At 66.2% G+C, this 24,876-nt stretch carries 19 protein-coding genes and 1 riboswitch; of the genes, 12 read left to right on the forward strand and 7 right to left on the reverse strand.

The window, feature by feature from the left end:
- Positions 1 to 10 precede the first annotated feature (10 nt).
- Positions 11 to 733 (forward strand): N-acetylmuramoyl-L-alanine amidase family protein, encoded by a 723-nt coding sequence (locus FHP89_RS15035; RefSeq protein ID WP_144174297.1) that lies wholly within the window; start codon positions 11 to 13, stop codon positions 731 to 733.
- Here the strand turns inward: FHP89_RS15035 and FHP89_RS15040 are convergent.
- Positions 722 to 1,888: an MFS transporter gene (locus FHP89_RS15040; RefSeq protein WP_144174299.1), complete on the reverse strand. Its 1,167-nt coding sequence runs from the start codon at positions 1,886 to 1,888 to the stop codon at positions 722 to 724. The two genes, FHP89_RS15035 and FHP89_RS15040, sit on opposite strands and share 12 nt — an antisense overlap.
- A gap of 321 nt (positions 1,889 to 2,209) precedes the next feature.
- Between FHP89_RS15040 and FHP89_RS21240 the strand changes: the two genes are divergently transcribed.
- From FHP89_RS21240 to FHP89_RS15090, 10 genes are all read left to right on the forward strand, one after another.
- Positions 2,210 to 2,836: a PEP-CTERM sorting domain-containing protein gene (locus FHP89_RS21240; protein WP_260851632.1), complete on the forward strand. Its 627-nt coding sequence runs from the start codon at positions 2,210 to 2,212 to the stop codon at positions 2,834 to 2,836.
- Between the two features lie 125 nt (positions 2,837 to 2,961).
- On the forward strand, positions 2,962 to 3,510 hold the full coding sequence (locus tag FHP89_RS15050; RefSeq protein WP_144174301.1) for a DOMON-like domain-containing protein: 549 nt from the start codon (positions 2,962 to 2,964) through the stop codon (positions 3,508 to 3,510).
- The gene (locus FHP89_RS15055) at positions 3,507 to 4,709 is read left to right on the forward strand and encodes an exo-beta-N-acetylmuramidase NamZ family protein (protein ID WP_144174303.1); all 1,203 of its coding nucleotides are present in this window, start codon (positions 3,507 to 3,509) and stop codon (positions 4,707 to 4,709) included. The genes FHP89_RS15050 and FHP89_RS15055 overlap by 4 nt, the downstream gene beginning before the upstream one ends.
- Positions 4,710 to 5,125: 416 nt before the next feature.
- On the forward strand, positions 5,126 to 6,133 hold the full coding sequence (locus FHP89_RS15060) for a hypothetical protein (protein ID WP_144174310.1): 1,008 nt from the start codon (positions 5,126 to 5,128) through the stop codon (positions 6,131 to 6,133).
- A 548-nt stretch (positions 6,134 to 6,681) separates the two neighbouring features.
- Positions 6,682 to 7,623 (forward strand): ribose-phosphate diphosphokinase, encoded by a 942-nt coding sequence (locus FHP89_RS15065; RefSeq protein WP_144174318.1) that lies wholly within the window; start codon positions 6,682 to 6,684, stop codon positions 7,621 to 7,623.
- Positions 7,624 to 7,689: 66 nt separating this feature from the next.
- On the forward strand, positions 7,690 to 8,604 hold the full coding sequence (locus tag FHP89_RS15070; RefSeq protein WP_144174320.1) for a DMT family transporter: 915 nt from the start codon (positions 7,690 to 7,692) through the stop codon (positions 8,602 to 8,604).
- Positions 8,605 to 8,635: 31 nt separating this feature from the next.
- The gene (locus FHP89_RS15075) at positions 8,636 to 9,076 is read left to right on the forward strand and encodes a rhodanese-like domain-containing protein (protein WP_144174322.1); all 441 of its coding nucleotides are present in this window, start codon (positions 8,636 to 8,638) and stop codon (positions 9,074 to 9,076) included.
- Between the two features lie 75 nt (positions 9,077 to 9,151).
- Positions 9,152 to 9,787: a glutaredoxin family protein gene (locus FHP89_RS15080; protein WP_144174324.1), complete on the forward strand. Its 636-nt coding sequence runs from the start codon at positions 9,152 to 9,154 to the stop codon at positions 9,785 to 9,787.
- 68 nt (positions 9,788 to 9,855) lie between these two features.
- A complete protein-coding gene (locus FHP89_RS15085) occupies positions 9,856 to 12,675 on the forward strand; it encodes a CHAT domain-containing protein (protein ID WP_144174326.1) in 2,820 nt (939 codons plus the stop codon).
- A gap of 89 nt (positions 12,676 to 12,764) precedes the next feature.
- Positions 12,765 to 13,910: a hypothetical protein gene (locus FHP89_RS15090; RefSeq protein WP_144174328.1), complete on the forward strand. Its 1,146-nt coding sequence runs from the start codon at positions 12,765 to 12,767 to the stop codon at positions 13,908 to 13,910.
- 39 nt (positions 13,911 to 13,949) lie between these two features.
- On the opposite strand, the gene FHP89_RS15095 is transcribed toward FHP89_RS15090, so the two are convergent.
- The gene (locus FHP89_RS15095; protein ID WP_260851638.1) at positions 13,950 to 17,285 is read right to left on the reverse strand and encodes a PAS-domain containing protein; all 3,336 of its coding nucleotides are present in this window, start codon (positions 17,283 to 17,285) and stop codon (positions 13,950 to 13,952) included.
- A 109-nt stretch (positions 17,286 to 17,394) separates the two neighbouring features.
- The gene (locus tag FHP89_RS15100) at positions 17,395 to 18,378 is read right to left on the reverse strand and encodes a toll/interleukin-1 receptor domain-containing protein (protein ID WP_144174332.1); all 984 of its coding nucleotides are present in this window, start codon (positions 18,376 to 18,378) and stop codon (positions 17,395 to 17,397) included.
- 119 nt (positions 18,379 to 18,497) lie between these two features.
- Between FHP89_RS15100 and FHP89_RS15105 the strand changes: the two genes are divergently transcribed.
- Positions 18,498 to 19,103 (forward strand): YitT family protein, encoded by a 606-nt coding sequence (locus FHP89_RS15105; protein ID WP_144174335.1) that lies wholly within the window; start codon positions 18,498 to 18,500, stop codon positions 19,101 to 19,103.
- 64 nt (positions 19,104 to 19,167) lie between these two features.
- Here the strand turns inward: FHP89_RS15105 and FHP89_RS20990 are convergent, their stop codons facing one another.
- The 4 genes from FHP89_RS20990 to metH all read right to left on the reverse strand — a co-directional run bounded on the left by FHP89_RS20990 (position 19,168) and on the right by metH (position 24,680).
- Positions 19,168 to 19,599 (reverse strand): ribosomal protein L7/L12, encoded by a 432-nt coding sequence (locus FHP89_RS20990; protein WP_186300206.1) that lies wholly within the window; start codon positions 19,597 to 19,599, stop codon positions 19,168 to 19,170.
- Positions 19,596 to 20,570, reverse strand: a complete 975-nt coding sequence (locus tag FHP89_RS15115) for a PEP-CTERM sorting domain-containing protein (protein ID WP_144174337.1) — start codon at positions 20,568 to 20,570, stop codon at positions 19,596 to 19,598. The genes FHP89_RS20990 and FHP89_RS15115 overlap by 4 nt, the downstream gene beginning before the upstream one ends.
- Positions 20,571 to 20,671: 101 nt before the next feature.
- Positions 20,672 to 20,980 (reverse strand): cupin domain-containing protein, encoded by a 309-nt coding sequence (locus tag FHP89_RS15120; protein ID WP_144174339.1) that lies wholly within the window; start codon positions 20,978 to 20,980, stop codon positions 20,672 to 20,674.
- A complete protein-coding gene (metH, locus tag FHP89_RS15125; protein ID WP_144174341.1) occupies positions 20,946 to 24,680 on the reverse strand; it encodes a methionine synthase in 3,735 nt (1,244 codons plus the stop codon). Before metH ends, FHP89_RS15120 begins: the two co-directional genes overlap by 35 nt.
- A 76-nt stretch (positions 24,681 to 24,756) precedes the next feature.
- A riboswitch (S-adenosyl-L-homocysteine riboswitch) is annotated at positions 24,757 to 24,831 on the reverse strand.
- Positions 24,832 to 24,876: the final 45 nt, after the last annotated feature.

Here is a 24,876-nt window from a genome sequence, read left to right on the forward strand (position 1 = left end):
ACTGGCGGCCATGCCACGCACCCCGCCTGCCTTCTTTGCCCTGATCACCGCGCTGCTGAGTCTGCCCGCCGCGGCGCGCCCGCCCGTGGTGGCGGTCGACGTCGGCCACACCCTCGCCGCCCCCGGCGCCACCAGCGCCCGCGGGCGCAGCGAGTTCGAGTTCAACCGCGACCTGGCCCGCGAAGTCGCCGCCGCGCTCATCACCCGCGGCATCGCCGCACATCTGGTGAACGACGACGGACAGATCACCTCGCTGCGCGACCGCCCCAAGGCCGTGCCTGAGGCCGACTTCTTTCTCTCAATCCATCACGATTCGGTCAGCGAACACGAGCTCACGCCCTGGGTCTGGGAGGGTGCGCCGCAAAGTTATAGCGACGCCTGGGCCGGTCATTCGTTATTTGTGTCGCACGACAACCCCGCGCCCGAAGCCAGCCTGACCTGCGCCTCGGCCATCGGTGCCCGCCTGCAGCGCATGGGCTTCGTGCCCACCGACAAAAACGCCCGCCGCCGCGCCTGGGCCGATGAGGCCAACACCGTGCACTGGTACGACAATCTCATCGTGCTCTATCGCGCGGCCGTGCCCGCCGTGCTGTTCGAAGCCGGCGTGATCAAGCATCGGGATGAAGAATTGCTGCTGCGCGAGCCCGCCCGGCAACGCCGCATGGCCGACGGCATCGCCACCGGCGTGGCGGCCTGCCTGCAGATAATGCCGATGGCCGACTCAGCGCGCTGACGGATTGCGCAACAGCGGCAACAACGCAATCACCCCCAGCACCGGCCCCGGCAGCAACAGCCACGACACCTTTGCCCCCCACTCCGCCACCACGGCCGTGCCCCATGAAATCGACACAATGGTGATCGCGAAGCCGATGGCGTTCTGAAGCGCCAGCGCGCTGCCGACAATCTCGGGCGGACAGGCGCGCGCCGACATGGCCGAAAACTGTGGCGAATCGGCCGGCACGCTCAGCCCCCACAGCACAAAAAAGGCCATCAGCCACCCGGCCGACGCATCGGCCACCAGCGGAAACAGCGCGCAGCACACGCCGGAGGTGGCCAGTGCCACGGCCGCCACCGGCGCGCTACCCGTGCGACGGCTGATCAATCCGCCCGCAAAACAGCCCAGCGCGCCAACGCCGATAATCACAAAACTCAAGCCCGACACCGAGCCCAGCGTCGCCAGCGAGGAGCTCGCCACCAAGAGCGGCACCAGCGTCCACATGGCGTACAGCTCCCACATGTGGCCAAAATAGCCAAACGCCGAAGAACGAAAGACAGGAATCCGGAACGCCGCCAACACCGCACCCATGCGCAGCGTCGGTGCGCCGTCACGCCGCCGCAGGTGTGGCCCGTCGCCAAGCAAAAAGATCATCACCGCCGCGATCACGGCCAGTGCCGAGGCGCCCAGCAACACCGCCTGCCAGGCTGCGCCGCCGGCCAGCTTCAAGCCATGCGGCAGCGCCGTACCCAGCGTGAGCATGCCCACCAGCAAGGCCAGCGCATGGCCGGCGCGCTCGGGCACCCAGCTCACCACCAGCTTCATCCCCAGCGGATAGACGCCCGCCAGACACACCCCCACCGCAAAGCGCAGCACCAGCGCGCTGGTCATGCCGCCCGCCAGCAAGGCAAAGGCCGCGTTGGCCAGCGCGCCCAGCACCGCACAAACGGCAAAGATGCGGCTCGCCGGATAACGATCAGCCAAGCCGCTCAACGCAAAGCCCAGCGTGCCGACAATAAATCCCAACTGCACCGCGTTGGTCAGCAGCCCGATCTGCGCCGGCCCGATCCCCCACACCCGCATCAACGCATCGCCCACCCCGTTGGCCGAAAACCACAGGGAACCGCCAAAGAGCTGGGCAAAGACGATGGTGGGAACGACGGGCAGGCGCATGGCGCGAGTATAGACGGCGAAACGCCCTCCGAGAGCGCGAATGCGCGTGCCATAAATGAACGCAAATGAGGGTAAAACCTTGTGTCGAGTTTATTTACATTGACCCGACAACGCCCGCAACACACTGACCGAAGACTATAGATAAGTTCAACTTAACACTATGATTTTATTGAAATATTAACAAACCACTAATACATAAGTGGCACGGCTTATGCGTGATGTCAATTGGACACAATGTCGCACCGACATTCTTAGAAGATGCTGTGGTGAGGGCGACATCTGTGGTCTTTGCCACCCACAGCACATGAAGGGGGAAACACCATGAAACTCCGCACACTCGCACTCGCCATCGGTCTGGCCTTGCCCGCCGCCGCCATGGCCCACACCACCTCCATCGGTTATGTCGCCGGCGTCAATCCGGGTGAGGTCACTTTCTGGACGGGCTCCTATGTCCACGGTGGTACCGTCGTCAATGAAGCCGACCTGACGCTGGTCGGCGCCTTGGGCACCGCGTATGGCCCGGTAACCAAGGCGTTTGACATCGCCCCGGTGAACGTCAAGCCTGCGGGTCTGACCGACGGCACCAACAACTTCTTCTGGGACATCAGCTCGACCCCGGGCTTCAGCTATGACTTCCCGGTCGCCACCGACCCGAATCTGTTCGGCGGCGTAGTGTGGTGGCAGGGCGTCACCTTCTCCGGCCTCAATGCCGGCACCTATGACGTCACCTGCGGCGCCACCTGCGGCACCACGCAGCAATGGGCCTCCTTGAGTACCGCTGGCACCATCCAGAACCTGTCGGGCGGCCTCAATCAGGACACTCTGCGCTTCGTCCTGCAAGCCGGTGACATCGGCGGCGGCGGCACCAACCCGATGCCGGAGCCCGCGTCGCTGGCCCTGCTGGGCCTTGGCCTGGCCGGTCTGGCGCTGCGTCGCCGCAAGGCCTGAGCCACGCCGTCGCACCGTTTCAGAAACGGCGACCGCGAGGTCGCCGTTTTTCGTGGACGCCGACGCCGCCGGCAAAGCGGCGATCACGGTAGACTGCGCCGGTCCCGATCGCGAGCGTCTCCGCCATGCCACGCCTGTCGCCCCACCCCCGCCATCCCGCGCCGCCCGGCCTGCAGCTCACCGCCGACGCGCGCCTCGACGCCGCCACCGGCTTGCGTCTGCGCTATGTTCTCACCGGGCCGGTCGACCGCCTCGCCATTCCCGCGCTGCGCCTGGCCAGTCCGGCGGACGGTCTGTGGCAGCACACCTGTTTCGAAGCCTTTGTCGCCCTCGGTGGTGCGGCCGCCTACCGCGAGTTCAACTTCTCACCCTCCCGCCAGTGGGCGGCGTACGACTTCGACACCTACCGCCAGCGCAGCGCCACGGCACCGCGGCCGTGGTCGGCCAACATCCGCATCGATCACGACGAATCCGGCCTGAGCCTGCAGGTCACGCTCCCACCGCACATGCTCCCGGCCAACGGCCGCGAGCCGCTGCAGATCGCCCTCACCGCCGTGCTCGAAGCCACCGACGGCCCACTCTCCTACTGGGCGCAACGCCACCCCGCCGCCCAGCCTGACTTTCATCATCGCGAAAGCTTCGCGCTGATGCTTACCCTGGATGCGACCGCATGAAATTCGGCATCGACCGCCTCATCTCCGAGCCCGCCCTGCGCCGCCCGCTAGCCGGCCAACGCCTCGCCCTGCTTGCTCACCCGGCCTCGGTCACCGCTGACCTCACCCACAGCCTCGACGCCCTCGCCGCCCTGCCCGACCTGAACCTCACCGCCGCCTTCGGTCCCCAGCACGGCCTGCGCGGCGACAAGCAGGACAACATGATGGAGTCGCCCGACTTCACCGACCCGGCCCACGGCATCCCCGTCTTCAGCCTGTATGGCGAAGTGCGCCGCCCCACCGACGCCATGATGGCCAGCTTCGATGTGCTACTGGTCGACCTGCAAGACCTCGGCTGCCGCATCTACACCTTCATCACCACCCTGCGCTATGTGCTCGAAGCCGCCGCCGCGCATGGCAAGGCGGTGTGGATCCTCGACCGCCCCAACCCCGCCGGCCGCCCGGTCGAAGGCCTCACCCTGCGTGAAGACTGGGAAAGCTTCGTCGGCGCCGGCGCCATGCCCATGCGCCACGGCCTCACCATGGGCGAGATGGCGCGCTGGTTCGTCGCCACCCTCAAACTCGATGTCGACTGCCAGGTCATCCCCATGACCGGCTGGCAACCCAACGCCGCGCCCGGCTACGGCTGGCCCATTGGCGAACGCAGCTGGGTCAACCCCAGCCCCAACGCCCCCAACCTCTCCATGGCCCGCGCCTACGCCGGCACCGTCATGCTCGAAGGCACCACCCTCTCCGAAGGCCGCGGCACCACCCGCCCGCTCGAAGTCTTCGGCGCCCCCGACCTCGACGCCGCCGCCCTGCTACGCGACATGCACGCCCTCGCCCCCCAGTGGCTGCAAGGCTGCCGCCTGCGCGAGTGCTGGTTCGAACCGACCTTCCACAAGCACGCCGGCACGCAGTGTCACGGCGTGCAGATTCATGTCGACGACGGCGCATACCAGCACGACCGCTTTCAGCCGTGGCGGCTGCAGGCGCTGGCCTTCAAGGCTGTGCTGCGGCAGCGGGCGGACTATCCGTTGTGGCGGGATTTTGCCTACGAGTATGAGTACGACCGGCTGGCGATTGACCTGATCAATGGCTCGCCCTTGTTGCGGGGGTGGGTGGAGGATGCATCTGCTACGCCTGCGGATCTGGAGGCGATCACTGCGCCGGATGAAGCGGCTTGGCGGGAGGCTCGGGTGCCGTTCTTGTTGTATTGATTTTTTTGGTGGCTCGGTCTGGCGTTGCCTTCGGCCGGCTTGGATTGGCCGGGTCTCGCCCGGCGGGCGACTTACTTTCTTGCTTGTGCAAGAAAGCTAAGCAAAGAAGCACAGCCCGCTTTCGCGCCCCCTGCAGGGTTCCCGCCCTCCGGACGCACCGGGCGGGGTGCTTCGCAAACTCGCCCTGCGGGCTCAAACAAGCGAAGCCCCTTTTCCCGCCCGGCGCATCCTCCGGTTGGCGCGGCAGAGGGCGACAAATTATTACCCGACTCGGCTTTCTGTGGCAGTCTTGCTGGTGATTCGCAAGCTTATCGAGTGTCGTGCTTCGGCAAATCTTCCTGTCGCTTGACAGGGTCTGAACCGATTCGTCACGCAGCATCTCTGAATCGCCCTCCAGCAAAGGATTCCCTTCTGATATGCGGACTCATACCAAGGACCAGCCCGATTGGATCACGGAAAACCTCCCCCGTGTGCTAAAGGTGCTTGGCCTCGCTGCGGCAATCCTTGCAACTGTCACCGTCGGCTTGTACATGTGGTTTTTCAGAAGCCTTTCGATAACCTCCGAACCCGACGCGTGGGGGCAACTAGGAGACTTCTTCGGCGGAGTCCTCAACCCTGCGTTCTCCTTTCTGGCTCTTCTCGCGCTTCTTATGACACTGTATGTCCAAAGTCGGGAGCTGAAACTATCCCGCCAGGTGGCCGAACTGTCGAAAGAGGAGCTTGAACTTACGCGAGGGGAGCTAAAGAACTCAGCGGATGCACTTTCAGCCCAGAACGAAGCCATCCATGACCAGAGATTCGAACAGACATTCTTTGCATGGCTTGAAAGCTATCGATCCCTAGTAGGCGACATCCATTTCGATTTGTCACGCTATGGCCCCCTCTCTGTCGGTGAAATCAGGATTCGTAATGGGCGTGAGGCCCTCAAAACGATGCACTCGCAGTTTTTGGCTGGTTGTCATGTCCTAGAGACAGGTTGGTCCCAAGGAGTGATTCCCGTCCCGTTGCAGGGAGATTGGATCAAGCAAATCAGAGCCCTACCGACGGAGCACCACGACGCGTTTCGCTCCATCTATATGTCTCTGCGCGAAGATTTCTTTAGAAAGGGGTTTCGGAATGACCTAAGGGCACCTCTCGCGACACTTGAAGCACTTCTTGCTTGGATCGATTCACAAATCCATTTTTCGAACGAAAGAAAACGGTTTTACTTCAGCCTTGTTTCTTCGCATCTTAGTTGGATTGAAGGCTACTTCCTGTTCATGGCCTGTCTGGGGGACGAATGGCCAGAGCTGCGCCGCCTCACGAACCAATCTGGGATCCTGGAAAAATTCGATTGGCACACCGACCCATGTGTACAGATAGTGCGACCTCTTCTCGACTCCGTGTTCATAAGACCCCCGAAATGGCCCGGCAAAACACTCTGACGACAACTCTGCCTAGCATGCGCAGGGTACCAATACGGTTGCATCAATTACTCCCTACGAAGCGCCACCATTCCGCCCGGGCGATGGCGAAGCCGAGCCCGTGAGCACTTCCCCTTCTGTATCGCCGAACGAAGCGCGTGGCCGGCGGGAATTGTCGTGTCGCCTGTTTGAGCCCGCAGGGCGAGTTTGCGACACGACCCGCCGGGCGCGAGCGTAGTGAGGGGACCGGCGCAGCCGGCGGTACAGCGGGGGGCGTTTTCTTGATTACTTCTTTGTCGCGACAAAGAAGTGATTCGCCCGCCGGGGCGAAACCCGGCCAACGCCCCGTCGAATAAAATGACGACCGACCGAGAAACCGCCGGCCGGTTTGAAACCGGCCCAACAGACGACTTCAGCCACCGCCGACACCATCCCCCTCTTGCGCTGCAGCGCACTCGCAGTGTCACAGTCTGCGTCCACCGACCCCCAAGTGTGCCCCATGTCTCGGCACAGCCGATACATCGGCTTACAATGGCGGCTTCTCCCGCCCGCCCGACACGAGCCCCCTCATGAACGACGCCCTGCGCATCTTCGCCGGCAACTCCAACGACCCCCTGGCCCGCGAAATCTGCAGCACCCTGGGCATTCCGCTCAGCCCGCTGGAAATCGCCCGTTTCTCGAATGACAACCTGCATGTACAGGTGATGGCCAATGTGCGCGAGCGCGATGTGTTTGTGGTGCAGTCTTTCACCGAGCCGGTGAGCGATCACATCATGGAGTTGATGATCACGCTCGATGCCTTGCGCAGCGCGTCGGCGCGTCGGGTGACGGCGGTGATTCCGTATTACTCCTATGCGCGCTCCGACAAAAAGGACGCGCCGCGCATTTCGATTACCGGCCGGCTGGTGGCCGACATGCTGCGCACGGCGGGGGCTGACCGGGTACTGACCATGGATTTGCACGCCGATCAGGTGCACGGCTTTTTCACCATGCCGGTGGATCATCTCACCGCGATCCCGACCATCGCCGAGCATTTCCGCCAGAACTACGACATCTCGAACATGGTGGCGGTGGCGACCGACGCGGGCGGCGCGAAGCGCGCGGGGCGGTTCTCGGAGCGGCTGGGCATTCCGATGGCGATCATCGACAAGCGACGCATCAGCGACACGCAGGTGAAGCAGGGCCAGGTGATCGGCGAGGTGAAGGGGCGCGACGCGGTGATTTTTGAAGACGAGATATCCACCGGCGGCACGCTGATCACCACCATCGACACCCTGCGCGACGCCGGCGCGCGCACCATCCACGCCGGCGCGGTGCACGGCGTGCTGTGTGGCCCGGCGATCGAGCGGCTGCGCGAGGCGCCGATCGAGTCCATCGTGGTGACCAACACGGTGCAGATCCCCGAGCACAAGCATCTCGACAAGCTCACGGTGCTGACCATCGCGCCCTTGCTGGCCGCCGCCATCGAGCGCATTCACAGTGGCGAGAGCGTGGGCGCGCTGTTCGAGTAACGAAGCGCGCTGGTCGGCGCGGCGGGCAGCGGCTAGACTCGTCGCTTACCTCCCGAGCGCATCGCCATGCCGGTTTCACTCGCCTACCTTGGCGTCATCCTGATCTGGTCCACCACGCCGCTGGCCATCCAGTGGAGCACCGAGGGCACGGGCTTTGCCTTTGCGGTGCTCGCGCGCATGGTGATTGGGGTGGTCATCGGCACCATCATTCTGGTGGCCGGTCGCATCGGCTTTCCGCTGCACAGCAAGGCACGCCAGTCGTATGTGGTGGGCGGCCTCGGCCTGCTCGCCGGCATGGGCTTTACCTACTGGGCGGCGCGCTATGTGCACTCGGGGCTCATTTCGGTGATGTTCGGCCTGTCGCCGCTGGTGGCCGGGGTGCTGGCGGCGCTGTGGCTGGGCGAGCGCTCGCTGACCCGGCCGCGCCTGATCGGCGCCGGCCTGGGCCTGACCGGGCTGGCGGTAATCTTTCTGCATGGCGGCACACGCGGCGGGCCGAATGCGCTGGCCGGCCTGGGCGCGCTGCTGATTGCGGTGGTGTGCTACACCGCCGCCATGGTGTGGCTCAAGCGCATCGATGACGACAGCCCGCCGCTGGCCACCACGGTGGGCACGCTCAGCGTGTCGCTGCCGGGCTTTGCGCTGCTGTGGTGGCTGACCGACGGCACGCTGCCCGAGGCCATTCCGCTACGCGCCGGCGCGGCCATTGTGTACCTCGGCGTGTTCGGCTCGGTGATCGGCTTTGCGCTGTATTACTACTGCATCCGCCACATGGAAGCCTCGCGCGTGGCGCTGATCACCTTGATGACACCGGTGCTGGCGCTGCTGCTCGGCCAGGCGCTCAACGGCGAAGAAACCGGCCCGCGCCTGTGGGCCGGCACCGCGCTGATCCTCGCCGGGCTGGCCATCTACCAGTGGGAAAGCCTGCGCGGCTGGCAGCGTGGACGTCGCGAGCGCCGGCAATCCGCGCCGGGCGTATAATCAGCGTTTCCTGATAGACGGAGTCACTGCCATGCGTGTCTGGCTGATCGCGGCCCTCGCCGGCCTGAGTTTTTCCGCCGTGGCTGACACGGTCAACATCGACGCGGCCACGCTCGAGCGCCTGCGCACCGAGGGCGTGCCGGTGGTCGACATCCGCACCGCGCCCGAGTGGCAGCAGACCGGCATCGTGCCGGGCAGCCACCTGCTCACCTTTTTCGACAACCGCGGCGAAGCCGAGCCCGAGGCCTGGCTGGCGCGCCTGCAAGCCATCGCCAAGCCCGGCGAGCCGGTGGTGCTGATCTGCCGTAGCGGCAACCGCACCGCGGTGGTCAGCCGCTTCCTGACCGAGAACGTCGGCTACGCCAAGGTGTACAACGTCGAAGGCGGTATTCGCGCCTGGACCAAAGAGAAGCGCCCGGTGGTCAAAGCGGTCGAGGCGGCCTCGACCTGCGAGCGCGCCAGCGCCTGCTGAGTCGTCCGGTGTAAGCCTGGGGCCCCGCCGACGGTCTGATCTGCATACCCAGCTGATCATTCCCGGAGGGGCCACATGGCAAACGCAGAGAGCACCACACCCAAGGCCGTCAACATCGTGGTCTACCGCTGGGCCGGCGCCTGGGGGCCGTTCAAAGTCACCATTCCCTGCGGCGAATGCGCGCTGACCCGCGACGTGATCGTCGACACCCTGGTGCATGAGCTGGACGGCATCGCGGTCGATCTGGCGGTGCGCGACTGGCTCACCGAATGGTGGCAACCGCTGCTCAAGGGCGGCTGGCATGCGCCCATCGTGATGGTCGAGGGCAAGGTGGTGAGCCAGGGCCAGGCGCTCAACCGCGGGCTGCTCACCCAGGCAGTGATCGACGCCGCTGCCGCGCGCACGGCCGTGAGCGGCAACCACATCTTCGGCAAGGCCAGCTGCCCGCACTGCCAGCGCGCCAAGCAGTATCTGGACGAAGCGGGCATCGCCTACACCTACCACGACGTGGTGCGCGACCCGCGCGCGCTGTACGAAATGCTGGCACGGGTGAAGCCCATCATCGGGCCAAAAACGCCGGTCACCGTGCCGCAGATCTGGCTCGACGGCAGCTACATCGGCGGCGCGGATCAACTGTCGGAACAGCTGCATCGGGTGGTCGAGCCCAACCCGGAGCGCGGGCGTAACTCAATGTCGCCCGCCACCTCCTGAGGCGGCGCAGCTCAGCACGCCGTCATCGACTGACTATACTCAAGTGAGCCCGGCCACCTGAGCGTCCATTGAACATCTTCCTGTCTTACGCCTCGGACTACCGCGAGATTGCCGACGACATGTGCTGCCGGCTGCAGGCGGCCGGGCACGAGGTGTTCTTCGACCGCGAAGACCTGCCCGCCGGCGCGAGCTTTGACGACCGCATCCGCGAGGCCATCGACGCCTGCGAGCTGTTCATCTTTCTGGTCTCGCCGGCCGCCGTGGCCGACGGCCACTACACCCGCACCGAGCTGAAAATCGTCAGCCGCAAATGGCCGACGCCGGGCTGGCATGTGCTGCCGGTGGTGGTCGCCCCGACCCCACTCGACACCATCCCGGCCTATCTGCGCGCGCTCACCCTGATGCAGGCGGAGGGCAACCTCACCGCAGAAGTGGTGCTCGAAGTGCAGGAGCGCGTGCGCCGCCACACCGCGCCCGACGACACTCCGGCCGCCCCGCCCAAGGCCGACCCCGGCGGCGTGCGCTACCAGTCGGTGCAACTGCGCTTCAGCCTCGATGGCGCGGGCAGCTACACCCTGGCCGTACCGGCCTCCCCCGCCGGCGAGCAACCGGCCACCCACCTGCCGCTCGACACCGCCGCGCTGGAACACGGCCTGTGGCAGGCCGCCCAGCCCATCGCCGGATCGACCCGCCGCGCGGTCAGCGACGCCACGGTCGACGCCTTGCTGCCGGCCGGCGCCAACGCCCGCCAGATCGGCCAGCAGCTCTACGCCGCGCTGTTTGACTCCCCGCTGCGCACCTGCCTCGAAGAGAACCTGCGCAGCGTCGACCCGCAACGCGGCAACGGCCTGCGCTTTGTCATCAACACCACCGACGCGCCCGAGCTGGCCCGCCTGCCGTGGGAGTTTCTCTACAGCCCGGCCAAGGACGATTTTCTGTTCTCGGACCGCATGCTGCCGGTGGTGCGCTGGCTCGATGTCGACGCCGCCACACCCACGCTCACCGTCGAACCGCCACTGCGCCTGCTGATCGCCATCGCCGCGCCAAGCGACCGGCCCGGTCTGGAGGTCGGCGAGGAGATCGCCCACCTCGACACCGCGCTGGCCGAGCTCACCGAACGCGGCGTGATGCAAACCGTGCGGCTCGACCACGCCACGCTCGAGCGGCTCGACAACGCCTTGCTCGAACACCGCCCGCACGTGTTGCACTTCATCGGCCATGGCGATTTTGTGGATGACGAGGGCGTGCTGGTGCTCGAATCGGACACCGCCCCCGGCACCGCCGACACCATCGCCGGCCGCCAGCTCGCGGTGCTGCTGCGCAACCACCTCACCTCGCTGCGGCTGGTCTTCCTCAACAGCTGCATGGGCGCCACCGCCTCGGCCCGCGACCCCTTTGGCGGCATGGCGCAGAGCCTGATCCGGCGCGGCATCCCGGCTGTCATCGCGATGCAGTTTCCGGTGCCCGACGGCGCCGCCGTGGCGATGGCGCGCCACTTCTACCGCTACCTCGCCGCCGGCCAGCCGGTCGACGCCGCGCTCACCTCCACCCGCGCCTTTCTGTACGCGCGCGGCTACGCGGTCGAATGGGGTGCACCGGCGCTGCACATGCGCACGCCGGACGGCCGCCTGTTCGACCTCGCCCCGGCCCCGCCCGGACGCGCCGCCGACCCCATGGTCGCCAGCCAGACACCGCCGGCGGCCACGCCACCGCCGGTCCCGCCCATCGCCGCCGCACCGGCGGCATCGGGCAGCAGCGGTGCGCGCATCGGCATGGTGATCGGTGTCGTGCTGCTGCTCGGTGGCGGCGCGTGGCTGGCGCTGCAATCGGGTGAGGACAGCGCGCCGACGCCGGTCAACATGGCGCCTGCCCCAGCCCCCGTGCCCGCCCCCACTGACCCGATCGTGGTCCTTCCGCCCGACCCACCGCCGCAACCCGAACCAATACCTGAGCCCGCGCCGGTGGGGGTTGCCCCGACACCGCCCAGCCCCCCTGCGACCGTCGATCCCGCCATCATCCCTCCGCCGCCGCCTGCGCCCGTCGGCCCCACGGCCCTTCCCTCGCCCGCCCCGACCGGTACCGCCGCCCTCGCGCTCAAGCATTTGCGCGCCGGCGATGCCATGGGTGGCACGGCCTTGCTCTCGCAGGCGCTCGACCAGGACCCCGCGGCGCTGTCGCTCGACCGCCTCGGCCGGCAAGCACATGCCGAGCTGGCCGACGCCCTGGCGCGCACCGCCGAACAGGGGTTTGCGACGGGCGATGTCGATGGCGCGCAAATGGCCTTGTCGGCACTCGACGCCATGGCCCCCTTCGACCCGGCCCTTGAAGCGGCGCTGATGCAACGGCTGGCACCCTGGCTGGCCATGGCGGCACCCGCCGCCGGCATCGAACCGGCCGCCGGCCCCTCGGACGAGGGCGGCCCCATGCGCTACACCGTGCGCCGTGGCGACACGCTGTGGCGTATCGCCCGCCGCCTCACCGGCGACGGCCGCAACTGGCGCGAGATGGTCGCCTACAACAATCGACTGGCCGAGCTCGGGATGGGCGGCCAGGTGATTGCCGATCCGCATCGCATCGAGCCCGGACAAGTGATCTCGGTGCCCGACATTCTCGAACTGCGCGCCGGCGGAACCGCCTACCGCATCACCGGTGACAATCCGCTCCAGCACCTGCCGCCGCATCTGAACAACCTCGCCGTCGGCCGGGGGCGCGCCATGGAGTACCACGTGTCGCCGGGCGAATCACTCTCGCGCATCGCCGCCCGCATCTATGGCGATCCGGCCCTGTGGCGCGACATCCAGCGCGACAACGCCACGCTGATCCGCGATCCCGATCGCATCTATCCGGGGCAGATACTTGTGCTCCCGCCGCGGCCTGCGGCACGATAAGCCCAAGAGTCGCCACAGGCTCAAGTTGGCTGGATTTTGGCCGTTGCCATGACATTGCACTTTTCCGCTCACCCTGGACCGCGCCCCCCATGGAAGCCACTGACGACACGCCGCCCGACGCCGGCCCCATGCTCGATCCGGTCAAGATTGCCGCTCCGTGGATGGACGAGCGCTCCCACGCGATGCTGCGCGAGTTCTTCCGGGTCGGCGTCAAATCGCGCTGTGTGCTGGTCGAGCCCGAGCGCGCACAGGCCATCCTGATCGACCTCGATCGGGGCGACGCCACCCGCCGGCTGCAGGACGCGCACCAGCGCTGGCCGAATGTACCGATCATCGAGCTGAGTGTGAATCACACCAACGAGGCGCTCTTCGTGCGCAAACCGATCCGCGCCAAAGGCATGGCCCGCGCGCTGCTCAGCGTGCGGCGACGCCTGCGCCTGAGCGACGACCCGGTGGCCGAGTCGGTCTTTGCCCCCAAGTCAGCGGCCGACACCGCCGCCGAGCCGGCCGCCGATGTTGGCGACGACAGCGCGAGTTTGCTGATGGGCACCGCCCAGGATGTCGACGCCACCGACCCCGAGACCTGGACACGTGCCTGGTACGCCCCGGAAGACTTCCTGCAAGGTCATCTGCAATCGGCCGCCGCGCAAGCCGACGCGACTGGCCGCGCGGTGTCGATGAGCGGCGTGTGGGGCAGCTGGATCATCCCGCCCGGCAACGGGGCGGTGCACGTCAACATGGCCGACCGCCCGCTGCGCTCGCTGTGCGTGGTCAGCATGGCGGCCAAAGAAGTGCGCCTCGCGCCGGTCGCGGCCGACATCGACATCACCTGCGCGCCGGATTTCATCTGTCGCGACGCCTTGCTGTGGAAAGTGGCGCTGTGGACCGCCCGCGGCCGCGTGCCGCGCGGTACGCCGCTCGACCAGCCGGTGTATCTCAAGCATTGGCCCGATCTCAACGCGCTCACCCCGCTGCCGCAGGCGCTGCGCATGGCCGCGTTGTGGCTCAACCACCCGCTGCCGCTGCTGGATCTGGCCGAGCGGCTGGCGCTGCCACAGCGCAACGTGTTCAGTTTTTACTCGGCCTGCGCGGCGCTCGGCCTCGCCGGCCCGGCCCGCCGTGCCGCCGACACGCTTGTCGACGCACCCGAACTCACATCGTCCGCCATGCACAGCCTGATCGCCCGGCTGACCGGGCGACTCGGCCTTGGGCCGGTGGCGGAGTCCGCCACCTAGGAGCTTGTCGGACTTGAGCGATCGGTGCGACGCCGCCGGTCAGATCGCGGGCTCGCCGCCGCGCACGCCGTTGATGATGAAAGCCCGCGCGGCGGCTTCGGGCAGCGGGCGGCTGAAGTAGTAGCCCTGCATCACATCGCACGCAAGCCCGTCCAGATAACGCGCCTGCTCGACGGTTTCGACCCCCTCTGCGACCACGCTCAGGCCCAGCGTATGCGCCAGACGAATGGTGGCCGCGCAGATGGCCGCGTCGTTCGGGTCGGTCTCGATGTCGGTCACAAAGGTGCGGTCGAGCTTGAGACAGTCGATGGGCAGCAGCTTGAGGTAGGCGAGCGAGGAGTAGCCGGTGCCAAAATCGTCGATCGACAGGCCGATGCCGATCGCCTTCAGCTCGCGCAGGATCTCCACCGTGCGCGCCGGATCTTCCATCGCCACGCTCTCGGTGATCTCCATCTCCAGCCGCTCGGGCGGGATGCCGCTGCGCGCCAGCGCGCCTTGCACCTGCGCCGGCAAGGCCGGGTTGCGCAACTGCCGGGCCGACAGGTTGACCGACATGCTCAGATTGCGCAGCCCCTCGGCGCGCCAGCGCTGCAGCGTCTGGCAGGCGGTGTTCAGCGCCCATTCGCCGATCGCGCCGATCAGGCCGGTTTCTTCGGCCAGCGGAATGAAGCGCGCCGGAGCCACCAATGAACCATCACGCTGCTGCCAGCGGATCAGGGCTTCAAAACCGAGCAAGCGCCGGCTGGCCGTTCCGATCTTGGGCTGGTAGTGGAGCACGAACTCGCCGTTCGTGAGCGCGCGACGCAAGTCGGCCTCCATGCGCAGACGCTCATCGGCCGCCACGGTCATGGCGGCATCGAAAAACCGGTAGCCATTGCGGCCCGCGTTTTTGGCGGAGTACATGGCGACATCGGCGTGCTTCATGAGGGTGGTGCGGTCTTCACCATCGTCCGGAAAGACGGCAATGCCGACCGAAGCGGACGGGATGATCTGCTGCGCGCCGAGCATCACCGGCTCGGCCAGCGACTCGAACAGTTCGGTGACCACGCGCACCGCCGCCGACACCGCCTGAATATTGGTGATCGCCAGCACGAACTCATCGCCGCCGGGCCGCGCCACGATGTCGCTCTCACGCGCGGTCTCGCGCAGCCGGCGAGCGATGGCGATCAGGAACTCATCCCCGACCGCATGCCCGAGCGAATCGTTGATGGACTTGAAGTTGTCCATGTCGATGAACATCAGCGCCAGTTTCTTGCCGTTTCGCCGCGCATCGGCGATCGACTGGTCGAGCCGGGATTCAAGCGTGTAGCGGTTGTCCAGCCCGGTGAGCGCGTCCTGGTGAGCCAGCCGCTCCACCGCCTCGATGGCCCGCTTGTGCTCGGTCACGTCGGTGTAGATGGTGACAAAGCCCTCGCCTGGCAGCGGCAGACCGCGAATCTCGAGCACCGTGCCATTGGGGCGGTTCCGCTCGAACAGGTGCGGTTCGCGCCAGGCCGCACGCTCCATCAGGGCCTGCACCTTTTCTTCGACATCGCAGGGGCCGTACTCACCGCGCCGGGCATTGAAGCGGAAGAGGGATTCGAGCGTCACCGGCGTTTGTGTGAACAACCAGTCGGGGAAATCGAGCAGTTGTTTGAATTTCTCGTTGGCCGCGAGCAGCTTGAATTCACCGTCGAACAGCGACACGCCGCCGGGAATATTGTCGATCAGGGTGCGGAAAATCTCGTTGCGGGTGCGCAACTCCTGTTCGACCTGCATGTGATCGGTGATGTCGGTATAGGTGGTGATGAAGCCGACCACCGCACCGTCGATGGTCATGGGCTGACCTTCCACCAGATGCGTCCGCCCGTTGGGCCGGCTGCGGGTAAAACGATGGTGCTCGAAGCGCAGAGCCTGCTCACGGCGCTGGCGCACATAGTGCTCCGGGTCCTCCGGGCCGTACTCGCCGCGTTCGGCCGGCACCCGGATCAGGTCTTCAAAGCTCACTTCCGGATAGACCGCACCGTCCGGAAGGTCGAGGACGTCGACAAATTTGCTGTTCCAATGCTTGAGGTGCAGTTCCTCGTCGAACACCGAAATGCCCTGCGGCAGCTGATCGAGAATCGCCTGCAGGTAGGCACTGCGCCGTTGAAGGGCGTTTTCCATGCGGCGGCGCTCGGTCACATCGGAATAGACGCTGACAAAGCCCCCGCCCGGCAGCGGCGCGCCCCGCACCAGCAAGACCTGTCCGTTGGCCCGGGTGCGCTCCATGACGTGGCGCGTCGGGTGGCGCGCCAGGGCCACCATCTCGGCGACCTTGGCCTCGACGTCCACCTCGCCATATTCACCGTGTTCGGCGTTGTAGCGGATCACCTCGGAGAAATGCGGCTGCGTCTCGGCCAGCGCCTTGGGAAAGTCGACCAGCTTCAGCACTTCGTCGTTGTGCAGCACCATGTTCAGATTGGCATCGAAAACGGTGACCCCGCTGGGGATGTTGTCGAGCAGCGTCTGCAACACGTCATGCTTGGCCTGCAGCACCTCTTCGGCGCGCTTGCGATCCGACATGTCGGTGTAGCTGGCCACAAAGCCCGAGACCTTGCCCTCGCGCACCATGGGCGTGCCTTCGACCAGATGGGTTCGCCCATTGGGGCGGGTCCGCTCGAAGCGGTGGGGCTGAAACTGGAGCGCCAGCGCCTTGCGCGCCTTGACCAGCTCCACCGGGTCGCCGGGTCCGTATTCGCCCCTCAGCGCCGGGAACATGATCAGCTCTTCAAACGGCACGCCTTCGTACACCGCCGACTCGGGCAGTTCGAGCACCTCCAGCAAGATGCGGTTCCAGCGACGCAGCCGGAGCTGGTCATCAAACACCGAAATGCCTTGCGGCAGGTGCTCGAGAATGGTCTGCAAGTCAAAGCTCTCACGCGCCAGCGCAGCCTCGGCCTTGTGGCGCTCGGTGACGTCGGTATAGATGGTGACGAAGCCGCCGTCGGGCAAGGGCGCGCCATGCACGGCCAGCACCTTGCCATTGGGCCGTGTTCGCTCGTAGCGATATGGCTCGGGCTGACGCACCCGGGCCATGACGTCGCCAACCACGGTGTCCAGCGGCCCTTCGCCGTACTCGCCGCGCTGAGCGTTGTAGCGCACCAAGGTTTCAAGCGATGTCGTGCCATGCGCAAACAGGTCGGCCGGCAGATCCATCACCTCGAGCAAGGCGGCGTTATGCACGGTGACGTTGAGCGAGGCGTCCACCAGGGTGATCCCGGCAGGCAGGTGATTGAGCACCGCCTCGTACTGGGTGCACGTCGCCCGCAGCGTGTTCAGTTCATGGCGCCGGCAAGCCGCCAGGACCAGCGCCGCCACGCCCAGCGCGAAAAACAGAAAAGCAAGTACCAGCACCGTCAAACCCATCTCCTCAATCACCTCGCTGCCGCGCCGTCAGACACCAGACGCGGCCTCGCGACCCTATTGCTAACGGCGTAGATTGAAGAATCTTTTGGCCTGGGCCTCAACGCATTCGCACTAGCACCGAGCGCTCCCGCGCCCCGCTGCGCGGATCGACCACGGTCGCGTCGATCCGGTTGCCATCGCTGGAGATCGAGAAGCTGGCGTGCAGTTCGACACCGTTGAGCCAATACACGGTCTGGCCACGCAGCCCGTTGACCGTCCCGTGCCCCTCAACGACGCCATCAGCGCTCATGCCGCGCACCTGGAACGCGCCGCCTTGCTGCGCCACCTGCAACTCGCCGCCGTCCTCATCGCGCCAGAAACCGGTCAGATCCACGCCCATCTCGCGTCGCCGGGTGTCCGTCACCACGGGGGTCGGCGGGGGCGCCACCTCAGCCGGCACGGTGTAGCTCACGTCGGGCTCGGGCGGCGCGATGCCTTCGTCGGCGAACAAGCCGATCAGCCCCAGCCCGATCACGCCGATCACCGTCCATTTGACCCAGCCACCCTTGGCCGGCGTTGGGGGCGGCGGGGGGGGTGGCGGGGGCACGGGATCGGGATCGGGATCGGGGTCCGGCGTCACGTCGAGCACCTTGCGCAAGGTCTCGACCAGTTGGGACACATCGTAGTCCCAGCGCCGGTCGGTGAGCTCGACCGCGTTGCGCCGGGCCAGCAGACTCAAATCGTCCGGCAAGTCGGTGGACACGGGCATCACAGCGCCTTCGACCAGCACCGGAATCACCCGCACGCCGGTCCGATTCAAGGCCGTCGCGATCTCGATGCGGGTGTAATCGTCGGGGCTGTCCAGCCGGCGTTGACCGTCGGCATCGGTCACGCTCAACCAGCGCGGCCCGATCACCGCGACCAGAACGCCGCAGCTGGCCAGCGCGCGTTCGATGGCCTCGACAAAGTCGACCCCCGGCTCGATGGTTTCGACATCGCGGAAGATCGGTACGTCCGACAAGTGATCGCGCAAATGATCACTCAGACGGCCGGCGGCACTCTGGCTGTCCTGGCGTCGGTAGCTGACGAATATCCCTTTCATGCACGCCCCCTATGCATTCCTGATGTTCAGGCTCTGGTTTCACCATAGCCGGATTTGCCCTGACAGGCGAGAGCGACCGGAGCCGGTATCATGTCGGTCTTTCCCGCCACGCCGCACTCATGACCCAGCCCAGCCCGCCCCACCATCTCTACGAAGACGTGCTCGCCATCCTCATCGGCAGCATCCATGTCGCCGTCGGCGTGTTGCTGTTTCGCAGCGCCGACATCCCCATGGGCGGCACGGTCGGCGTGGCCTATCTGGCGCACTACGCCTCGGGCCTCAACTTTGGCACCCTGTTCTTCGTCATTAACCTGCCCTTCTATGTGCTGGCCTGGCGCGGCATGGGACGGGCGTTCACGATCAAGACCTTTGCCGCGGTGGCGTCGCTGTCGGTTTTGAGCGAGTGGTTGCCGACACTGATCCATCTCGACCATATCAACCCGGTGTTTGCCGCCATTGTCGGCGGCCTGCTGGTGGGCAACGGGCTGCTGGTGCTGATCCGCCATCGCGCCAGTCTGGGCGGGCTCGGGGTGCTGGCGGTCTATTTGCAGGAAACGCGTGGCTGGCGCGCCGGCACCATTCAGATGCTGATGGATCTGGTCATTCTGGGCGCCGCGGCCTGGATCATCGGTCTGCACGCGGCCGCCTTGTCCGTGCTTGCCTCGGGCGCGCTGAACATGGTGATCGGCGTCAATCACCGCCGAGGGCGGTATCTGGGCTGTTGAGTCGGGTCGATCGATCGCGCGGGCGCCAGGCTGGCCCGCGCAGGCCGGCTGAATCGCCACAAACTCAACCGCCGACGACGACCCACGCCCCGCCGGCGACGAGCACCACCAGCAGCACAATCCAGGCCAGCACGCCGGGCAGCTTGCCGGGCTCCGCATGGCCAAACGGCGTGTCGCTATGCGCGATATGCCGATCCACCAGTTCCTTGGCTTCTTTCAGGCCCAGCCCGCGCTCGGCGCGTACGATCTTGATCGCATCGATCATGCGCCCACCCGCCAGCGCCGCCTCGGCGGCGCCGGGTAGATCGTGGCGGTCGGCGCGGCCGGTGGGCGATGCTACTGCCACCGCCGCGTCCCGTTCGCGCTCGACCCAGTCCTTGGCCTCGGCCAGATCCAGACCATGCGTCTGCCGCACGATCTTGATCGCTTCAATCAACTGCCCGGCCTCGAGTGCCGCGCGCGCATCGGCCGGAAAATCGCGCCCCGCGCCGCTCACCCGCGCACCCTCCGACGACCTGCGATACCCGCGACCAGCACCAGCCCGGCCAGCAGCATGCCGGCGGCCTGCGGCTCGGGCACGGCGGTGACGACGATCTGACTGACCAAGGGGTCGCCCACCACCGTCACGCCCTGCGGTACATACAGGGCGAGCTGCGCGGTATGCGAGAAGTCGAGCACGCCGGCGGAGGACAGCAGGTCGCCATGGGTGGCGGTCTGGTTGCTGCCCGGCTCGGCGGTGACGAGGCCATTGACGAAGCTGTTGATGTTGTAAGTCTGGCCGGGCATCACATCGAAGCTGAGACGCACGATGGCGTCGAGCGAGGTGGCCGATGCATCCACCGCCACTTGCGTTGCCCCGGCATAGAACGGGGTATCGGTGGTGACCCCGCCCGCGGTCTGGCTTTCATGGCCCAAGGTGATCACCTGTGGCACATACGTCGGTGTCACGGCGCTCATCAGGAACGTCAATTGCGATTGATAGAGCGACTGGGTAAAGGGAATCGCGGTGAAACTCGTCGCGGTGATATTGCCGGTCAGGCTGAAGGTGGGCAGCCCGCGCAACGCGTCGAAGCTGCCATCGAAACGCAATTCGGCCGTAACGGTCTGTGGGCCGGTGCCGCCCATGAAGGTGAGGGGCGAATGCAGCGACCCCTGCACCACGGAACCGACTGTCGCGTTCAGGGGCAGGGTCGAATCGGTCGGCAGGTCGAACTCGGCATAGCCCTTGATGATGCCCTTGTCGGTGTCGACACTGATGCTGGTGACCGAATCGTAGCCGTGCACGGTGCTGAGCGGCGTGCGCGACGGATTGAGATCAATGAGGCCGGTCGTCTGCGTTTGAACCTCGGACGCGTCGGCTGCCGCAGTCGACGGCCCCCGCACTGCAGTGCCGGCGGCGAAGGTGAGCGGGGCGTAGCACAGCGCAATCAGCGCCAGTGGCAGGGCGACGCGGCGGGAAAAATTCATGATCTTGACCTCGGCAACCGGAGAAATGCCGACGCCATAACCCGGCGTCGCACGCCTTCCAGTATGGCGGCGTCGTCGCTCAGGTCAAGCGCGGGCTCGCCTCAGGCCGCGTCCCGCAGCCAGAACACCACCGCCGACGTAGGCTTGGCGTAGCGCTCGGTGTGCTCGGTGCCGGCCGGCACGCAGCACCATTCGCCGGGGCGGACGGCGCGTTCGGCCCCGTCCATGGTCAGCCACAGGCAGCCTTCGGTGACCAGCACATGCAAGGTCTCGGCGTGGGTATGCGGCGGTGCCGCCCCCGGCGCGCGGGTGACGACGCTGACATCGCAGCGCTCGCTGGCGAGGCGGCCGAGGGCAATCAGCGCGTCCGGTGCGTTACAACAGCGGCGCCAGCCAGCGGCGGGCCGTATCCACGCTCAGCCCCGTGCGCCGCGCCCAGTCGGTCAGCTGGTCTTCGCCGATCTTGCTGACCGCAAAGTAGTGGCTCTCGGGGTGCGAGAAGTAGAAGCCGCTGACCGAAGCGGCCGGTGTCATGGCCATGGATTCGGTGATGCCCATGCCGGCGTTGACCGGCGCATCGAGCAGCTCGAACAGCGCGGCCTTGACGGTGTGATCCGGGCAGGCCGGGTAGCCCGGTGCCGGGCGGATGCCGCGGTATTGCTCCTTGATCAGCGCATCGTTGGCCAGCGTCTCGTCGGCGGCATAGCCCCAGTACTCTTTGCGCACCCGCTCGTGCAGCCACTCGGCGGTGGCTTCGGCGAGGCGGTCGGCCAGGGACTTGAGCATGATCGCGCGGTAGTCGTCATGGTTGGCCTCGAACTCGGCCAGCTTGAGCTCGATACCGAGGCCGGCGGTCACCGCAAAGGCGCCACACCAGTCCTTGACGCCCGAGTCTTTCGGCGCGATGAAGTCGGCCAGACACCAGTGCGGCTTGCCGCTGGGGCGCTCGTGCTGCTGACGCAGGCCATACCAGCTCATCATCGGCGTGGCGCGCGACTCGTCGGTATAGAACTCGATGTCGTCACCCACACGGGCCGCCGGGAACAGGCCGAACACCGCTTTGGCCTGCACCCACTCCTGGGCGATGATCATCTCGAGCATTTCCTTGGCATCGGCAAACACGTTGCGCGCGGTCTCGCCGACGACTTCGTCGTCGAGAATCTGCGGAAACTTGCCGGCCAGATCCCAGGTCTGGAAGAACGGGCCCCAGTCGATGTAGTCGCGCAGGTCGTCCAGATCCACATCGATCGCCATCACGCCCGTGGTGTTGGGCTCGGGCGGGGTGTAGGGCTGATAGCCCGCCTGATGCGAATTGCTGCAGGCGGCCACCGGCTCGGCCGCCCAATCGGTGCGGAAGGCGTTGGCCCGCGCCGCTTCCAGGCTCACCAACGTGACGCCTTTCTTGTTGGCGTGCTGGGCGCGGATCTTGTCGTAGTCAGCCGCCAGCTGAGTCTTGAAGTCTTCGGCGCCGCCTTCGGACAGCAGCGCGGTGACCACGCCGACCGCGCGCGAGGCGTCGGGCACGTAGACCACGGGCTGTTTGTAATGCGGCGCGATCTTGATCGCGGTGTGGGCACGGCTGGTGGTGGCGCCGCCGATGAGCAGCGGCACATCAAAGCCCTGACGCTGCATTTCGCCGGCCACATGGCTCATCTCCTCCAGCGAGGGGGTGATCAGCCCGGACAGGCCGATGGCCTGGGCGCCATGCTCCTTGGCCGCATGCAGAATCTTTTCGGTCGACACCATCACACCGAGATCGACCACCTCGTAACCATTGCAGCCGAGCACCACGCCGACGATATTCTTGCCGATGTCGTGCACATCGCCTTTGACCGTGGCCATGATGATCTTGCCCTTGCTGGCCGAGCCGGTGCGCAACTTTTCGGCCTCGATGAAGGGCAGCAGATGGGCGACCGCCTGCTTCATCACCCGCGCCGATTTGACCACCTGCGGCAGGAACATCTTGCCCGCGCCGAACAGATCGCCGACCACGTCCATGCCGGCCATCAGCGGGCCTTCGATGACCGCCAGCGGCGGCTTGCCGGCGGCGGCCAGGGTGGCGCGCACCTCTTCGGTATCGGCCACCACGAAGTCGGTGATGCCCTTGACCAGCGCATGCTTGAGCCGCTCTTCGACCGAGCGCTCGCGCCAGCTCAGATCCGGGCCGGTGTTCTTCGCCTTGCCTTCCTTGACCGTCACCGCGAAGTCCACCAGCGCCTCGCCGGCGCCGGGGTGGCGATTGAGCACCACATCTTCGGCCTTCTCGCGCAGCACCGGGTCGAGATCGTCGTACACGCCGAGCATGCCGGCGTTGACGATGCCCATGCTCATGCCGGCCTTGATGGCATGGAACAGGAACACGGTGTGGATCGCCTCACGCACCGCGTCATTGCCGCGGAAGCTGAAACTCACGTTCGACACGCCACCCGAGGTTTTCGCATACGGCAGATTGGCGTGGATCCAGTGCACCGCCTCGATGAAATCGACCGCGTAGTTGTCGTGCTCGGCAATGCCGGTGGCGATGGCGAAGATGTTGGGGTCGAAGATGATGTCTTCGGGCGGAAAACCGATGCCTAGCAACAGCTCGTAGGCGCGCTTGCAGATCTGCGTCTTGCGCGCGTAGGTGTCGGCCTGGCCGGTTTCGTCGAAGGCCATGACGATCACCGCCGCGCCGTACTGCCGGCACAGCCGCGCCTGACGCAGAAACTCTTCCTCGCCTTCCTTCATCGAGATCGAGTTCACCACGCCCTTGCCCTGGATGCACTTGAGGCCGGCCTCGATGACGCTCCATTTGGAGGAGTCGAGCATGATCGGCACCTTGGAGATGTCCGGCTCGGAGGCGATCAGCTTGAGGAATTTTTCCATGGCGGCGAGCGAATCGAGCATCGCCTCGTCCATGTTGATGTCGATCACCTGCGCGCCGTTCTCGACCTGCTGGCGGGCGACGGCCAGCGCATCGTCGAAACGGCCTTCGAGAATCATGCGCGCGAAGGCTTTCGAGCCGGTCACGTTGGTGCGCTCGCCGACGTTCACGAACAGCGCGTCGGCGCCGACGTTGAAGGGCTCCAGGCCCGACAGGCGCAGCTTCTTCTCCAGCGTCGGCACAGCGCGCGGCGCGGTGGCTTCAACCGCCTGGGCGATCGCGGCGATGTGCGCCGGTGTGGTGCCGCAGCAGCCGCCGATGATGTTCACCAGGCCTGACTGCGCCCATTCGGCCACCGCGCCGGCCAGCGCCTCGGGGGTTTCGTCGTAGCCGGTGGGCGACAGCGGATTGGGCAGGCCGGCGTTAGGGTGGGCCGACACGAAGCAGTCGCAGACCGTGGACAGCTCATCCACATACTGGCGCAGTTCGGCGGCACCCAGCGCACAGTTGAGACCGAAGCTGAGCGGCTTGGCGTGCGACAGCGAGTTCCAGAAGGCCTCAGCGGTCTGACCCGACAGGGTGCGGCCCGAGGCGTCGGTGATGGTGCCGGAAATCATGATTGGCAGACGCTGGCCGAGCTCGGCAAACACCTGCTCCACCGCAAACACCGCCGCCTTGGCGTTGAGCGTGTCGAAGATGGTCTCGATCAGCAGCAGGTCAGCGCCGCCTTCGATCAGGCCGCGCGCGGCCTGGCTGTAGTCGGCCACCAGCGCGTCGAAGCTGATGTTGCGAAAGCCCGGGTCGTTCACATCCGGCGAGATCGACAGGGTGCGCGAGGTCGGGCCGAGCACGCCGGCACAGTAGCGCGGCTTGGCCGGGTTCTTGGCGGTGTATTCATCGCACAACTCACGCACCAGACGCGCGCCGGTCACGTTGATCTCGTAGGCCAGCTCGGCCAGCCCGTACTCAGCCTGCGACACCTCGTTGGCGTTGAAGGTGCTGGTCTCGATGATGTCGGCGCCGGCGTCGAGGTACTCGCGATGGATGGCGGCGATCACATCCGGCCGGGTCAGCACCAGCAGGTCGTTATTGCCTTTGAGGTCGCGCGGATGCTCGGCGAAGCGCTCGCCCCGATAATCGGCCTCGCCCAGTTTGTATTGCTGAACCATGGTGCCCATGGCGCCATCCAGAATCAGGATGCGCTGGGCCAGCAGGGTCTGGAGTTCGGTCGTACGGTCGGCTTGCATGGGTCGGTCCTCGGGCGTGCTGTTTCAATCATAGCCGGGACCACCCAAAGAAAAACGGCGCGGCAAACCGGCTAAAGGTTTGCGAGCGCCGTTATTCGTTGCTGAGCCTGGCCCCGGAAACACCCCACGGGTCGCAGCGCTCCTCAGCAAGCATTGGATTTTACGGGGTTTGGCTGGCGGTGTCGAGACACGCAGC

It is taken from the genome of Denitromonas ohlonensis, from assembly GCF_007625205.1.
In the GTDB taxonomy this organism is placed as follows: domain Bacteria; phylum Pseudomonadota; class Gammaproteobacteria; order Burkholderiales; family Rhodocyclaceae; genus Nitrogeniibacter; species Nitrogeniibacter ohlonensis.